General features: G+C 63.8%; 13 protein-coding genes. 12 read left to right on the top strand and 1 reads right to left on the bottom strand.

Annotated features, from left to right (window positions below; all coding sequences use genetic code 11):
• The first annotated feature begins 11 nt into the window (after positions 1 to 11).
• The 3 genes from M3B90_RS01660 (at position 12) to ileS (ending at position 5,228) form a co-directional block, all read left to right on the top strand.
• On the top strand, positions 12 to 1,445 hold the full coding sequence (locus M3B90_RS01660; protein WP_259888325.1) for a PspC domain-containing protein: 1,434 nt from the start codon (positions 12 to 14) through the stop codon (positions 1,443 to 1,445).
• On the top strand, positions 1,442 to 1,666 hold the full coding sequence (locus tag M3B90_RS01655) for a hypothetical protein (RefSeq protein WP_259888324.1): 225 nt from the start codon (positions 1,442 to 1,444) through the stop codon (positions 1,664 to 1,666). Before M3B90_RS01660 ends, M3B90_RS01655 begins: the two co-directional genes overlap by 4 nt.
• Before the next feature lie 262 nt (positions 1,667 to 1,928).
• Positions 1,929 to 5,228 carry an isoleucine--tRNA ligase gene (ileS, locus tag M3B90_RS01650; RefSeq protein ID WP_259888323.1) on the top strand — a complete coding sequence of 1,100 codons (3,300 nt, stop codon included), beginning with the start codon at positions 1,929 to 1,931 and terminating at the stop codon, positions 5,226 to 5,228.
• On the opposite strand, the gene M3B90_RS01645 is transcribed toward ileS, so the two are convergent.
• Positions 5,225 to 6,829, bottom strand: coding sequence for a hypothetical protein (locus tag M3B90_RS01645; protein WP_259888322.1), 1,605 nt, complete (start codon positions 6,827 to 6,829; stop codon positions 5,225 to 5,227). The genes ileS and M3B90_RS01645 overlap by 4 nt on opposite strands.
• Positions 6,830 to 7,063: 234 nt before the next feature.
• Between M3B90_RS01645 and M3B90_RS01640 the strand changes: the two genes are divergently transcribed.
• The 9 genes from M3B90_RS01640 to M3B90_RS01600 all read left to right on the top strand — a co-directional run bounded on the left by M3B90_RS01640 (position 7,064) and on the right by M3B90_RS01600 (position 14,668).
• Positions 7,064 to 8,431, top strand: coding sequence for a folylpolyglutamate synthase/dihydrofolate synthase family protein (locus M3B90_RS01640; protein ID WP_259888321.1), 1,368 nt, complete (start codon positions 7,064 to 7,066; stop codon positions 8,429 to 8,431).
• Between the two features lie 5 nt (positions 8,432 to 8,436).
• Positions 8,437 to 8,835, top strand: coding sequence for a DUF4233 domain-containing protein (locus M3B90_RS01635; protein ID WP_259888320.1), 399 nt, complete (start codon positions 8,437 to 8,439; stop codon positions 8,833 to 8,835).
• A 10-nt stretch (positions 8,836 to 8,845) separates the two neighbouring features.
• Positions 8,846 to 9,274 carry a nucleoside-diphosphate kinase gene (gene ndk / locus M3B90_RS01630; protein WP_259888319.1) on the top strand — a complete coding sequence of 143 codons (429 nt, stop codon included), beginning with the start codon at positions 8,846 to 8,848 and terminating at the stop codon, positions 9,272 to 9,274.
• Between the two features lie 120 nt (positions 9,275 to 9,394).
• Positions 9,395 to 9,679 carry a hypothetical protein gene (locus tag M3B90_RS01625; RefSeq protein ID WP_259888318.1) on the top strand — a complete coding sequence of 95 codons (285 nt, stop codon included), beginning with the start codon at positions 9,395 to 9,397 and terminating at the stop codon, positions 9,677 to 9,679.
• A 121-nt stretch (positions 9,680 to 9,800) separates the two neighbouring features.
• Positions 9,801 to 11,330 carry a signal recognition particle-docking protein FtsY gene (ftsY, locus tag M3B90_RS01620; RefSeq protein WP_259888317.1) on the top strand — a complete coding sequence of 510 codons (1,530 nt, stop codon included), beginning with the start codon at positions 9,801 to 9,803 and terminating at the stop codon, positions 11,328 to 11,330.
• A gap of 137 nt (positions 11,331 to 11,467) precedes the next feature.
• Positions 11,468 to 13,060 (top strand): signal recognition particle protein, encoded by a 1,593-nt coding sequence (gene ffh, locus M3B90_RS01615; protein ID WP_259888316.1) that lies wholly within the window; start codon positions 11,468 to 11,470, stop codon positions 13,058 to 13,060.
• A 5-nt stretch (positions 13,061 to 13,065) separates the two neighbouring features.
• Positions 13,066 to 13,713: a hypothetical protein gene (locus M3B90_RS01610; RefSeq protein WP_259888315.1), complete on the top strand. Its 648-nt coding sequence runs from the start codon at positions 13,066 to 13,068 to the stop codon at positions 13,711 to 13,713.
• A 209-nt stretch (positions 13,714 to 13,922) separates the two neighbouring features.
• Positions 13,923 to 14,423: a 30S ribosomal protein S16 gene (gene rpsP / locus M3B90_RS01605; protein WP_259888314.1), complete on the top strand. Its 501-nt coding sequence runs from the start codon at positions 13,923 to 13,925 to the stop codon at positions 14,421 to 14,423.
• Between the two features lie 2 nt (positions 14,424 to 14,425).
• Positions 14,426 to 14,668 carry an RNA-binding protein gene (locus M3B90_RS01600; protein WP_259888313.1) on the top strand — a complete coding sequence of 81 codons (243 nt, stop codon included), beginning with the start codon at positions 14,426 to 14,428 and terminating at the stop codon, positions 14,666 to 14,668.
• Positions 14,669 to 14,723: the final 55 nt, after the last annotated feature.

The raw sequence follows: 14,723 nt of genomic DNA, 5'->3' as shown, positions 1-14,723 counted from the left end.
ACCATAGTGGCATGACGTCACCCTCTGCGCACCGCGATGCCTCTCGCGAGCCTGAGCGCCCCGACCGCACAATTGCGGCGCTCGCGACCGCGCAGGAAACGTCTGACGCAACAACATTCGCGCTGCGCTACGGCCTCGCGCGCCGGCCCGGCGAAGGCCTTGCCGCGGGCGTGTGCACGGCCCTCGCACACGCCTATGGGCTTCCCGTTCGACTTGTGCGCACCTGGACCCTCGCGCTCGTGTTTCTCGGCCCAGGTCTTTTCGTGTACCTCGTGTTCTACCTCGCGCTTCCTCGCCTCGAGAGGGGCCGAGCACGTGGAGGAGCCGAAGCCCGCCAAGGCGCCGATGAACCTCACTACGACACACCCGCCCGCGCGCTTGTTCGTCGCCGGCCCCAGCCGGGGGACCTCGTTGTTGCACTCCTTTTATTTCCCTCGCTTGCGCTCGGCGTCGCGATCGTGTGGGCGTATATCGCCTACGCGCCGATCGTTCTTGCCTTCCTCGTGCCGATCAGTGCTGTGCTCGGCGTGATCGTCGTGTGGGGTGGGTGGCGTGCGAGCCGCGCACGCACAACCTACCTGTTCATGCGCCTTGCCGAGCAGGCCGGAATTATCGACGATCGCGAGGCTCTTCGCACTCTTGCGCGGCTTCGCCGTGAAGCGCCGAACGCCTGGGGAGTCGAAGAGGACCCGTCGAGCTCGGGCGCAAGCGGTGAGCACGCAGCGCAATCGCTGCGTGGCCGCACGGTTCTGTGGCTCTTTGCGGCGTTCATTTTTCTCGGCGTCGCCGTATTCTCGCTCGTGAGTTATCTCCCGGGGCTGTTTCCAGCACTCAATCCGAACGGCCCCCTCGAGGTCGTCCCGCGCGTGGGCGTGGGCGCCGCCGCGATCGCGCTCGCCTCTGGCGCGGTGCTCATTATCGCGGGAGCGCGCGGCATGCGCAGCCGGCAGATCCTCGCCTTCGGCATCGCCTCGCTCCTCATTTTTTCCGTGTCCGTGTCGTGGGTTCGGCTCACCGACTCGCGAGGGAAGACCCCGATCTATATGAGCGTCGATGAGTTCCAACCCGGTTCCTACCTGGAATGTACGCCGGGTGGGATCCGCGAATGGTCTCGCCCGGTGGTCATCGATTTGAGCAATCTTGGCGACCCTCCAACTGACGAGGAGGCCCGCGCCTCGTGGACGGTGGCGAACGGTGAACCCGACCCGCTGCTCGTGGACCTTTCGCTCACGATCATGTGTAACCGTCCCGTTGGCAACATCAAAGTGATCCTTCCCGAAGAGGACTGGCGCGTGAACTCCACCCTCGCTTCCACCCTCGGCACGACCACGAACTCTGAAGCGAAGGGATATAGCCGCTGGGATCCCTCGCACGTGACGATCCAGATTGACGGCCGCACGATTTTCGGCGACGTCACCTACGTGCGCGAAGGAGCGAAGGGATGAAACGCGATTCCACGACATTCGCGGTTGGGGTTTTTCTCGTCGCGATGACGGCCTTCCTCGCCCTCGTGTTGATCCTCGGAGGGGCGATGCCCTCGTGGGTCACCGCCGCGGGCATCATTGTGATCCTGTGCGTCTGCATGTTGCTGAGCTCCCTCGATCGGCCACGCCCAGCTGTGAGCGACGACGATCACGAAAGCGAACCAGACGCGCCCATGGCGTGATACTTTTGATGCCAAACGGCGTCGATCCGGCCATCACCGGGAAGCCGCGGGAAGAACGGCAAGCGTCGGAAAACCACCCCTGCGCCGCCAAGTAGAACCCGCCGGGACCAGCCCGTCACAGCTGAGGAATAAGTGAGCGCAAGGTGAAGCCCCGCGAGCTGAGCGCTAACCGAGGTGGTACCGCGCCCTCGAGCGCCCTCGGGCCCAAAGACCAAACAGTTAGGTCGTGGCCCAGGGTCACGCACAATCCTGAGGAGCGCGCATGGCATACCCCAAGAACGGTAAGAGCCTCACGAGTTCGCCAAACCTTCCGAAGCTCGAGGAAGAGGTGCTCGCCTTCTGGAAGGAAGACGACACGTTCGCCGAGTCCATTCGCCGCCGCGAGGGCGCCGAGGAGTTCGTGTTTTACGACGGCCCGCCGTTCGCGAACGGCTTGCCGCACTACGGCCACCTCCTTACCGGGTACGCGAAGGACGTCGTTCCGCGCTACCGCACGATGCGAGGCAACCTTGTGGAGCGCCGCTTCGGCTGGGATACGCACGGCCTGCCTGCCGAGCTCGCCGCGATGGAGGAGCTGGGTCTCACCGAAAAGCGCGAGATCGAAGAGATGGGTGTCAAGGCGTTCAACAACGCGGCGCGCGGCTCGGTTCTCACCTACGCGAACGAGTGGATCGACTACGTGACGCGCCAGGCGCGATGGGTCGACTTCGACAACGACTACAAGACTCTCGACGTGACGTTCATGGAGTCGGTTCTGTGGGCGTTCAAGCAGCTTTACGACAAGGACCGTGCGTACGAGGGCTACAAGGTTCTCCCGTATTGCTGGGTTGATCAGACCCCGCTCAGCAGCCACGAGCTGCGCATGGACGATGACGTGTACAAGGACCGCCAGGACGCCTCGGTTGTCGTGACGTTCCCGCTCGCCGGCGATAAGGCGAAAGAGCTAGGCCTCGATGGCGTCACGGCGCTCGCGTGGACGACGACCCCGTGGACCCTGCCCACGAACTTCTCGCTCGCGGTGGGCCCGGAGGTCGAGTACGTGACGGTTCCGGCAGGTCCGAACGGCAGTTCCGACGGCACCCCTGCGGGCGGCGCAACCTACCTTCTCGCGAAGGACCTCGCTGGAGCGTTCGCAAAGGAGCTCGGCTACGAGAGCGCCGACGACGTATCCGCGGCCCTTGGCGATCGTACCTACAAGGGGTCCGAGCTCGAATACGTCGAGTACACACCCCTGTGGGACGTGTACGCGAAGGATCGCGAAAAGTGGGGGCTCGAGAACGCGTGGATCATCACGGTTGCCGACTACGTGTCGACGAGCGACGGCACGGGTGTCGTGCACCAGGCAACTGCCTACGGTGAAGACGACCAGAAGATCAACGCCGAGTACGGCATCCCGGTTGTCGTGAGCGTCGACGAGGGCGCAAAGTTCCTCGAGACATTCCGCGGAACCGCGCTCGATTCGATCGTGGGCGTTCAAGTCTTCGAGGCAAATCGCCCGATCATCCGCCTCCTCCAGGGCGACGGTCGACTCTTCCAGGAGAAGAGCTACGTGCACAGCTATCCGCACTGCTGGCGATGCCGCAACCCCCTCATCTACAAGGCTGTGGGTTCGTGGTTTGTGAAGGTTGCCGATCAGCGCGAGCGCATGCTCGAGCTCAATGAGGAGATCAACTGGGTCCCCGGCAATGTCAAGAACGGCCAGTTCGGAAAGTGGCTCGAGGGCGCACGAGATTGGGCGATCTCCCGCAACCGCTACTGGGGCACGCCGATCCCCGTGTGGAAGAGTGATGACCCGAATTACCCGCGCATCGAGGTGTACGGCTCGCTCGCAGAGCTTGAGGAAGCCTTTGGTGAGCTTCCCCGCGACGAGAATGGCGAGGTCAATCTTCACCGCCCGTACATCGATGACCTCACGCGCCCGAACCCCGATGACCCGACGGGCAAGTCGACCATGCGCCGCATCGAGGACATCTTCGACGTGTGGTTCGATTCCGGTTCGATGCCGTTTGCGCAGGTCCACTACCCGTTCGAGAACCAGGAATGGTTCGACTCGCACAACCCCGCCGACTTCATCGTCGAGTACATCGGCCAGACCCGCGGCTGGTTCTACGTCATGCACGTGCTCGCGACCGCCCTTTTCGATCGCCCCGCGTTCAAGAATGTCATTTGCCACGGCATCGTCCTTGGCGATGACGGCAACAAGATGTCGAAGTCGCTCAGGAATTACCCGGATGTGCGCGAGATGTACGAGGCGTACGGCGCTGACGCGATGCGCTGGTTCCTCATGACCTCCCCGATCCTGCGCGGCGGCAACCTCATCGTCGCAGAGAACAACATCCGCGACGCCGTGCGCACCGCCGTCCTTCCGCTGTGGAACACGTGGTACTTCCTCGCCCTGTACGCGAACGCGGCGGGCGAGAAGGATTCCGACGGTCGCCCCAGCGGCTATGAGGCCAAGGCCCGCTATGACTCGACGGACGTCATGGATCGCTACCTCCTCGCCCGCACGGGCCAGCTCGTGCGCGAGGCGCAAAACTGCCTCGACGAGCTCAGGGTCGCCGATGCCGGCGAAGCGATCGCGCAGTACCTCGACATGCTCACGAACTGGTACGTTCGCCGCTCGCGCGAGCGCTTCTGGGAGGGTGACGAGGCGGCGATCGACACGCTGCGCACGTGCCTCGAGACCCTCGTGCGCGTAGCCGCGCCGCTGCTTCCGCTCGTGACCGAGGAAATCTATCGCGAGCTCACGGGCGAGCGCAGCGTACACCTCACCGATTGGCCCGACGCCTCCCTGTTCCCCGTCGACGACGCACTCGTCGAGGAGATGGATACCGTGCGCCAGGTGGCGTCGCAGGGCAACGCGCTGCGCAAGAAGGAAGGCCTTCGTGCCCGCCTTCCGCTCGCGGAGCTCACCGTCGTGGCGTCAGATGCCGCGCGTCTCGAGCCGTTCACGGACATCATCCGTGATGAGCTCAACGTCAAGGCCGTGCGCCTGCTCGATGTGGCGAGCGAGGAGGCCGGAAAGATGGGCGTCGAGCAGCGCCTGAGCGTGAACGCGCGCGCCGCTGGCCCGCGCCTCGGCAAGGATGTGCAGCGCGCGATCAAGGGCGCAAAGAGTGGCGATTGGAGCCTCGCCGACGACGGCACCGTCACCTCGGGTGGCCTCGAACTCGTCGAGGGAGAGTACACACTCGACCTCGTCGCGGGTGAGAGCTCCGATACGGAGGGGCGCGCGATCGGCGTGCTCCGCGGAGGCGATTTCATCGTGCTCGATACACGCGTGAGTTCCGAGCTCGAGGCCGAGGGCCTCGCGCGCGATGTCGTACGCGTCGTGCAATCGGCACGCCGCGAGGCGGGCTTCGATGTTTCAGATCGCATCGCCCTCGGTGTTGCCGGATCCGAGAGCGTTCTCGAGGCTGTCCGCGCGTTTGAAGAGCTCGTTGCCCACGAGGTTCTCGCGACGAGCCTCGCTTACGGTGAGGGCGCGCTTGCGGATGCGGACTTCGAGACGACGGAAAAGGTGACCGGTGCGAGGGTCACGGTGCAGGTGAAGCGCGCTTAGCGGTAGTCCTCCCATTTCCACGGCGGCGGGTACTTCGAATCCTCGGGGTACCCGCCTGTGTTTGCGCTCGTTGATTCAGCGAGGGCATCCGATGTCTCGGGCGTGCGCTCGAACTGCACGTTCGTATCTTCCACAAGCGTGAGTCCCTCGCCCATGTAGAGGCCGTCGATGTCGCCTTTTGCCGCAAGAAGCTCAGGATTGATCCCCTGCTGAGTGAGAAGTGTGGGGTAGTAGCCATAGTGCGGGTCGATTGAGCCGTCCGGGAGTCGCCTCATCGAGTCATGAGCGGCTGCGAGATCGTAGCCGTTGAACTTCAGGTCGACTGGTGCCTGCCCCGGTTGGAAGAAGGAGATTCCCGTGTTGAAACCCGCGTTGTGGTCATTCGCGGGGGCGAGGTCAATATTGGTGACCTGCGGTGAATGAGGGGCGTCAAGACCGTTGAGGTCTAACAGGGGAACGGGGTCGACCGTGAAGGAAACACCTGCGCGCGAGGGCCCGCCGAGGACGGTTTCCGCGTAGGGGCGAAGGCCCTGTTTGTGCCCGATGGCGACAACCTTGGTGTTGGAATGCGCGGGTGTAAACGCATCGACGGGGGAGCCGTAAGTGATGACATTTGTGACGTTGTAGCCGTCTTTGCCGTTGAAATCGTGCCTCGAAGCGAGCGAGGCCGCCGCGAGGCCTCCCTGCGAGTGGCCGATGAGCATGACGTTTGCGCCCTTCGGAACGTTCGCCGCTTCGAGCGCGGCGCGCGCGTTCTTCATGGTCGTCACTTCCATGCCCGTCATGATCCCCACGTTGGAGGCCCAGTCGCGCGAGTTCCCCGACGTTCCGTTCCATGCTTTTTCCTTTGTCATCTCGATCTGGGTGGGAGGCATGTACAGGGCATAGGTGTCCTCGCCCGCGGCGGTGCGAAAGTGCTGTACGCGGTAGTTTTCGCGGTCCTCACCCCCACCGAAGGCGTGGCGAGCCTCTTCGGTGAAAGCGAGGAGGTCCGAGAGTTCCTGCGGCGGATGCGAATCCCGGTAAGAGGTGATCCCTACGATCGTGCTCGGCTGCGTCGTGGGGGTCACCGCGAAGCGAGGATCGAGAAACAATCCCTTGCCGACGTTGGTCAAGAAACCCATCGCCTCGTCAGCGGCATTGCCAACGTCGTGGTTGAACGTGTGCGCATTCGCGGCGCCAACTCCTCGCACGAGACGCGGCCCGAGACCGAGAAGGTCGTGCGTGAGGGCAGCGTAGCCGGTAAGAGCGATGGAACCGAGCGCCTCAATCGAGCGAGAGTTTGGGAGAGAAAACGCGGAGATCCCACCGCCACCGGTGCCGAAGATTCCGCCCGAGTGCGAAGCAGCATCCTGCTCGAGTGCGTTTTTCTCGAGTGCGTGGGCGAGTCCATAGAGATGCACGAGTGCAGAGTGAACTTGGGGCGAGAGAATACTCGTGACGTGTGCGCGAAACTCTTGCGCATCGGCACCTTCCCACGCGACCGCGCGTGTCTCCTCTAGCACGAGCGTCGTTTCGGTATTCAGGCGCCCCGCAAGTTCATCCAGTGTGCGGGCGGCACCGCGTGCCTGCTCGGTGTCCATCCCCCAAAAATCGCCCACGCCGTACCCCTTAATGCATTCCCCTGCAGAGCGGCAACGGGTGCCGCTGTGTCTTTTCACCCGAGCGTAAACAAGCGTCGGAAAGCGAAGCCCCCGAAAACCCGACCCGGGGATCGGCATGAGGTGTGGAGCACGAGCCGGGCCCTCCACATGCATCACACGCTCGCGTGGAAGGCAGGCCCACTACACTGAAGGCCACGAACCACCGGCGCAAAGGGAGAAGTGAGGCGGCACATGGCACGGCCGAGCGGCATCGAGCACAGTGAGGCATTCACGAAGTCGTGGGCGGAACTGCAATCGCGCGCGCCCGAAAACGAGATCGAACCGAGCCTCACGCGCATGATGCGCCTCCTCGACCTCATGGGACACCCAGAACGCGCCTATCGAACCCTCCACATTGCGGGCACGAACGGCAAGACCTCCACGGCGCGTATCGCCGAAGCACTGCTGATCGAGGCTGGCCTACGCACGGGTCGCCTCACGAGCCCGCACATGCACAGCCCAACCGAACGGATCGCGCTCGATGGCGCACCGATCAGTGAGGAAGCGTTCGTGCAGGCCTACGAGGATGTGCTTCCGTTCGCCGAGGCCGTCGATCGCGAGTTCGCACAGACGGGCGTGCGGATCAGCATGTTCGAGTACCTCACGGCAATGCAGTTCCAGGCCTTCGCGAGCGCCCCGGTCGACGTCGCCATCGTCGAAGTTGGCCTTGGCGGCAGGTGGGACGCCACCAACGTCATCGAACCGGACGTCACCGTCATCACCCCCATCGCATTCGACCACCAGGACTACCTCGGCGACACGATTGAAGAGATCGCTGGGGAGAAGGCCGGGATTCTCAAGGAGGGGGCACTCGCCGTCATCGCGGCGCAGCAGTTTCCCGGTGCACTCGACGAGCTCAAGAACCGATGCGCCGAACTCGGCGTGACCGCCGCGATTGAGGGCGAGCAGATCGGCGTACTCGATCGCGTGCCCGCTGTTGGCGGGCAAATGATCGCCGTGCAGTCGATCGCCGCGCGCTACGAGGAAATCTTCGTTCCGTTGCTCGGTGCGCACCAGGCGCACAATGCGCTCCTCGCTATCGCCGCGGCGGAGGCAATTCTCACGGGCGGTGATTCTCCGCTCGATGGCGAGCTTGTGCGCGCGGGTCTCGAGCGCGTGACATCCCCCGGCCGCGCCGAGGTCGTGCGTCAGGCCCCCACGATTCTCGTCGACGCCGCTCACAACCCCGCGGGTGCCGAGGTTCTCGTCGAGACCGTGCGCGAAAGCTTCCGCTTCACACGCACGGTTGGCATCGTAGGGATCCTCAAGGAGAAAGACGCGAGCGAGATTCTCGCGATCCTCGAGCCTCTTTTCGACATCGTCGTGATTACCGAGAGCATCTCGCCGCGCGCAATCCCCACGGATCTTCTCGCGATGGAAGCCCGCGACATTTTCGGAGACGAGGACCGCGTGATCGAATGCGCGAGCTTGCCAGATGCGATCCAGGCCGCGGTGGATGCCGCCGAGCAGGGCGGGGATGACTTCTCGGGTGTCGTGGCGACCGGCTCGATCACGCTCGCGGCTGAAGTGCGCCAGCTTCTGGGCCGGGCAGGGGAGTGAAAGCCGTGGACATCACCCCCTCGACTCGCAAATCTGGCGCGCAACGAATGCTGTGCGCGACAACCCTCGGCTGTGAAGCTTTCGTTGCGCTGTTCGGCGGTCTCGTCGCCCATGGACTCGCGCCTGAGACACGCCTCGCGAGCTGGATCCTCTCCCTCGCTCTTCTCGTCGTCTTTATCCTCGCGGTGCGCCTCCTCTCGAAGGGCAAGGCATGGCCGTATTGGTTCGGTCTCGCGCTTCAAGTACCGCTAGTGCTGTTCGGTCTCTTCGTTCCAGTCATGTACGTTGTGGGGGCATTCTTCGCGGTGCTGTACTGGCTAGGCGTGGTTAAGGGCCGCCAGCTCGATCGCGAGAAGGACGCGATCGATCGCCGAGTTCTGGGAGACGACGCCTCCGCACGCTAGGGTGAGGTGCATGACACAAGAACGCACTCTCATTCTTCTCAAGCCCGATGCCGTGAAGCGCCAGCTACGTGGCGAGATCATCCGCCGTATCGAGCAAAAGGGTTATGACATCCTCGCGCTTGATCAGCGCAACGCGAGCCACGATGAGCTCACGGCCCACTATGCGGAGCACGAAGGCAAGCCGTTTTTCCCGCCCATGCTCGAATTTATGAGCTCGGGGCCGCTCGTCGCGATTGTCGTTGCGGGAGACGAGTGCATCGCGGGGATGCGCACCCTCATGGGCGCCACGAAGCCAACCGAGGCAGCGCCCGGCACAATTCGCGGCGACTTCGGTCGCGCGTGGGATAAGCCCGTGATCGAGAACCTTATCCACGGTTCCGATTCTCCCGAATCAGCCGCGCGTGAGATCGAGATTTGGTTCCCTGAGCTCGCGGTGTGAATCGCGCGTCGCACTCGAGCCTTTCGCTCGGGTGTCGCTATAGCGAAAAACACACGCCTTTTTGGGACTCGCGGGCAGAATTGGCGATCTTGTAAGTAAAGATGAGGCAAAATATTGGGTATGGAACCTGTCATTCTCTTCATGCTCGTGGCCGTCGCCCTGGCCTCGGGCCTCATTGCCGTCGTCGTGATGGCGCAGAAGAAGTCGAGCGATGCGCCCGTACGCACCAAGGGTTCCTCGAAGGCCGTGAGCCGCACCCCCTCGGCGTCGATGCGCGCGAGCGTCCCCGTGCAGGCCTGGCCTCTTGGCGAGAGCGCAGGCCGCACCGCCCCCGAGCCGCACACGAGCCGCGAAAGCTCGCGTGACGGTGAGGGCGATCGAGAACCGCTTCGCCTCGCATCCTGAAGCGCTCGAGCCAAACCCACACATCTTTTCCGTGCCCGCGCCCGCGCGGGCCGTTTTCATACAATAACGAGGAAGTCTTTTCTGCGCGCTTTCTCGCGCGCAAGTGTTTAAGGGAGGGCCAGTGGACTTAAACGAACTAATTTTGACCCTCGTCGCGAGCGGTGGCGGTGTCGCTGTCATCGCGGCGGGGCTGTGGGCGCTCACGCGGCCGTCGGGCAGCGATGCCGATAAGGACGCCCCGAAGGACACACCCGACAAGGGCGCCAAAGGCGACGAAAAGAAGCCGTCGAAGCCGGAACGCCCGGCCGCCCCCACGTGGAGCGACACTCTTTCGGCCCCCGCCAAGAAACCTTCACGCGAGAAGGAGGGCGAAGAAGGGGAAGCTTCCGACGGCTCCCACGCGCGCGTCGTGGAAGAAGGCGCACGCGAGGCGGGCTCGCAAGCGTCGGACACGGGTGAAGCGGCTGATGTCGCCACTGCCGAGCCTGCTGCGCCCGGTGAATCTTCCGAATCTGGTGTTCCGGCCGCTCCCGCTGAGCCAGCAGAGGCCGCGGGCCATGTCGAGCCTGGTGAAGCTGCCGAGACTGCCGCACCCGCTGAGCCGGCCGAGCCGGCCGGCATCGAGCCCGAAGCTCCCGCCGAGCAAGTCGAATCGGTCGAGGTCCCCGAGCCCGAGGCCGAGCCTCAAACCGCCGTCGAGACCCCTGAGCCGACCGCCGACCGCATGGTGCGCCTTCGCGAGCGCCTTCAGCGCTCCGGATCGATTGGGCGGGGAATCCTCGCGCTTTTGACGAGCGGCAAGATCGACATGGACACGTGGGACGAGATCGAGGAAACGCTCCTCATGGCCGATCTCGGCCCGGATGCGACCGATGAACTCTTGGACGCGCTTCGCGAGCGGGTGCAGGTTCTCAACACGAACGACTCTGACGCGATCCGCGAGATTCTGCGCGAAGAACTCGTGAAGCTCGTCAACCCCGATCTCGACCGCCGCCTCGCGGCGAGCGCGATCGAGGCGCCTGACGGATCGATAGTGCCGAGCGTCGTCATGATGGTCGGCGTCAACGGCACCGGTAAGACCACGACGACCGGGAAGTTCGGTCGCGTGCTTATCGCCGAGGGGCGCACGGTGCTGTTCGGTGCCGCCGATACCTTCCGCGCCGCGGCAGCCGAACAGCTCCAAACATGGGGCGAGCGCGTGGGCGTGACGACTGTGCGCAGCGAGCGTGAAAACGCTGATCCCGCTTCGGTTGCCTTCGATGCCGTCCAGGCGGGAATCGAGCAAGGCGTCGATGTTGTGGTCATCGACACCGCAGGCCGCCTCCAAAACAAGAAGGGTCTCATGGACGAGCTCGGCAAAATCCGCCGAGTCGCCTCGAAGGCCCTCAAGGGCGCCGAAATCCAAGAGGTCATCCTCGTTCTCGACGCAACGACCGGCCAAAACGGCATGCAGCAAGCCCGGGTATTTGCTGAGGCCGTGAACGTGACGGGTATTGCGCTTACGAAGCTGGACGGCACCGCGAAGGGCGGCATCGTCGTCAACGTTCAGCGGGAGCTCGGCGTTCCCGTGAAACTCGTAGGGCTAGGTGAAGGCATGGATGACCTCACGCCATTCGATCCCTACGGGTTCGTGGACGCCCTTCTCGAGTAGTTACACTCACCTCTTTTACGCGAGCCGGAGGGCGCCCGCCCCGTTACAATGGGTGCGCTCCGGCTCGCGAGGTGCGCCCCCACGGGTGCGCGCCGTCACCTCGCTCGCCGCCCCAATTTTCCCGAGGCTAATTTTTCGTGTTTGACAATCTTTCCGACCGCATCAGCAAGACCCTCAAAGGCCTGCGTGGCCAGGGCCGCCTCACCGAGGCTGATATTGACAAGACCGTGCGCGAGATCCGCCGCACACTGCTCGATGCGGACGTCGCGGTCCCCGTCGTTCGGCAATTTGCTTCGCGCGTGCGCGAGCGAGCCCTCGGTGCTGAAGTCTCGAAGGCTCTGAACCCAGCGCAGCAGGTCGTCAAGATCGTCCACGCTGAGCTCGTCGAGGTCCTCGGCGGAGCGACCGGCCAGCTTCAGTTCGCGAAGAATCCGCCGACAGTGATCATGCTTGCGGGCCTCCAGGGTGCCGGTAAAACCACCCTTGCAGGCAAGCTCGCGAGGCACCTCAAGGAAGAGGGGCACACGCCGCTTCTCGTTGCCTCGGATCTCCAGCGCCCGAACGCCGTCAATCAGCTCCAGATCGTCGGTGAACGCGCGGGCGTCAAGGTCTTCGCTCCCGAGCCCGGCAACGGTGTTGGCGATCCGGTCGTCGTTGCACTCGACGGTGTCGCGACCGCTGCGCGCGAACAATACGACGTCGTGATTGTCGATACCGCGGGCCGTCTCGGCGTTGACGAGGAAATGATGCAACAGGCGCGCGACATCCGCGACGCCGTGGAGCCTCACAACACCCTCTTCGTCGTCGACGCGATGATCGGTCAGGATGCCGCGCGCGTTGCCGAAGCGTTCCGCGATGGCGTGGGATTCACGGGCGTCGTGCTCTCGAAACTCGATGGTGATGCGCGCGGCGGCGCGGCACTTTCGGTCACGGGTATTACCGATCGCCCGATCCTCTTTGCCTCGACGGGTGAGGCGCTCGGCGATTTTGAGCGCTTCCACCCCGACCGCATGGCGAACCGCATCCTCGACATGGGTGACGTGCTTACCCTCATCGAGCAGGCCGAAAAGCGCATGGACCGCGAAGAGGCCGAAAAGGTTGCCTCGAAGCTCGCTCAAGGCGAGGACTTCAACCTCAACGACTTCATGTCGATGCTCCAGCAGATTAAGTCGATGGGCTCGATGAAGAAGATGCTCGGCATGATGCCGAACATGCGCCAGTACAAGCAGGCGATCGATCAGTTTGACGATTCCATGATCACGCGCATCGAGGCGATGGTGCAGTCGATGACTCCGTACGAGCGTGCGAACCCGAAAGAGATCAACGGCTCGCGGCGCGCACGCATCGCCAAGGGCTCGGGCACGAGCGTGACCGAAGTGAATCGCCTTCTCGATCAGTTCAAGCAGATGCAGAAGATGATGGGCTCGGTAGGTCGCGGCATGGCTGGCGGCGGCGCGATGGGTGCGCCGGGCATGGGCTTCGGAAAGAAATCCCGCGGCCGCATGCAGTCTCCGAAGAAGAATAAGAAGAAGTCCCGTTCGGGCAACCCCGCGAAGCGCGCAGCGGAAGAGAAGGCGTGGGCCGAGCAGCAGGCGCAGAAGAAGGGCGCAGCGTTCGGTGGCGGTGGTACCTTTGGCGGCGCAGGACAGGGGGCCGACGCTAGCCCCGACCTGTCGAACCTCGACATGAACCAGCTCCCGCCCGAACTTCGCAAAATGCTCGGAAAGTAGCGCGCATGTCTACCGTCACGACCGGCAGCCTCCCCGCCCTGACCTCGGGGCTCCGATTCCCGACCTCGAGGCGGGGTGCGCGATATTGCATCGAGGCTGTCGATCGATTCCTCGACACTCTCGATGAGGAACTCGTGCTCACCGAGGGGGATGTGGAGCGGTCCCTCGCCCTCGCTGAGCGCATCGATGCCGAGTCGTTTCCCAGCGTGAGGATCATGCGCGAAGGTTACGATGCCGGCGCTGTTGACGAGGCCCTCGCAGCGATCGTTCGCGAACTGCGCGCCGACCCGCTCAGCGAGCAGAACGCACTCGTGATCGGCGTGGACGACTTTCTTGCCGCGCATCGACCGCTTTCGTGGGAGAAGGCGCAGGCATGCGCGAGTGGTGGGCGAGTAAAGCTCTATGAGCGCGCGAGCGTCGAAAAAGCCCTTGCTGAGTTCCGCACGCTCGCGAAAGCCGGGGACACCCACGAAACGCATCGGAAACTTCGCGCCTTCCGCGATTCCCTTGAGCTCGCGCGCCTCGGCGACTGGGAGAGTGGCGAAGGGGCCGAAGGCGAGGGGTACCCCGCCTTCGCCGTCGATCGTTTTCTCGCTCTTAGCATTTCTGATCACTGTTCCGCGCCGCTCTCGGGCCAAAAACGACAGGAGTGAAGGAGCCGTCGGACCCTTAACTGTGCCCGGTGGCACACCCTGCGGCCTTTCGCCAAAGGGGCCTTTTCGGGCATAATTGACCCTTGTATGTGCCCGCTCCGGAGCCCTCTACCCGGCCGGGCGCGTCCAGCCGAGAAACGCGCAGCTTATGTTGACCCCACGGGCAGCGCGGTTTTCACCCATTCTTATGCAGAAGGAGAGACAGCCTCGTGGCCGTCAAGATTCGTCTAAAGCGCATGGGTAAGGTCCATGCACCGGTTTACCGCATCGTTGTTGTCGACTCGCGCAAGAAGCGCGATGGCGCCGTGATCGAAGAAATCGGCAAGTACAACCCGAACGAGCAGCCCTCGTTCATGGAAATCGACTCGGAGCGCGCGCAGTACTGGCTCGGCGTGGGCGCGCAGACGAGCGACCAGGTCGCCGCGATCCTCAAGGTCACTGGCGAGTGGGCGAAGTTCAAGGGTGAAGAGGGCACCGAAGGTACCCTCAAGACCAAGGAAGCTAAGGTGAGCGCCGAAGAGCGCATCGCCGCCGCCGATAAGGCCGCCGCGGAAAAGCGCGAAGAGGTCAAGGCTGCCAAGGAAAAGGCTGAGGCCGAAGCCGCAGCGGAGAAGGAAGCCGCCGAGGCTGCCGAGAACGCCGAGTCCTCCGAGGAATCGGCTGAGGGTGCCGAAGCCGAGACTTCCGAAGAGACCACCGAAGAGGCCTGAGCATGAGCGCTCGCGCCGAAGCTCTTGCACACCTCGTGTGTGGGATCGTCGACAACCCCGATGACGTGCGCGTCAAGGAGAAGTCGACCCGTCGGGGGCCGCTTCTCGAAGTGCGCGTTCACCCCGATGATCTCGGGCGTGTGATCGGGCGTTCGGGGCGCACGGCCCGTGCGCTTCGCACGGTGACCACGGCGCTGTGCGACGACGACGTTCGCGTGGACATCGTGGACACCGACAAGCGCTAACGGTGAAAGTTCACCTCGAGGCGGCAGCAACGCTACTGTGTGGCGCGGCTGCCGC

Origin of the sequence: Dermabacter sp. p3-SID358 (genome assembly GCF_025147465.1) — a bacterium.
GTDB lineage: Bacteria > Actinomycetota > Actinomycetes > Actinomycetales > Dermabacteraceae > Dermabacter.
This window is presented reverse-complemented; position numbering and strand designations above follow the sequence as displayed.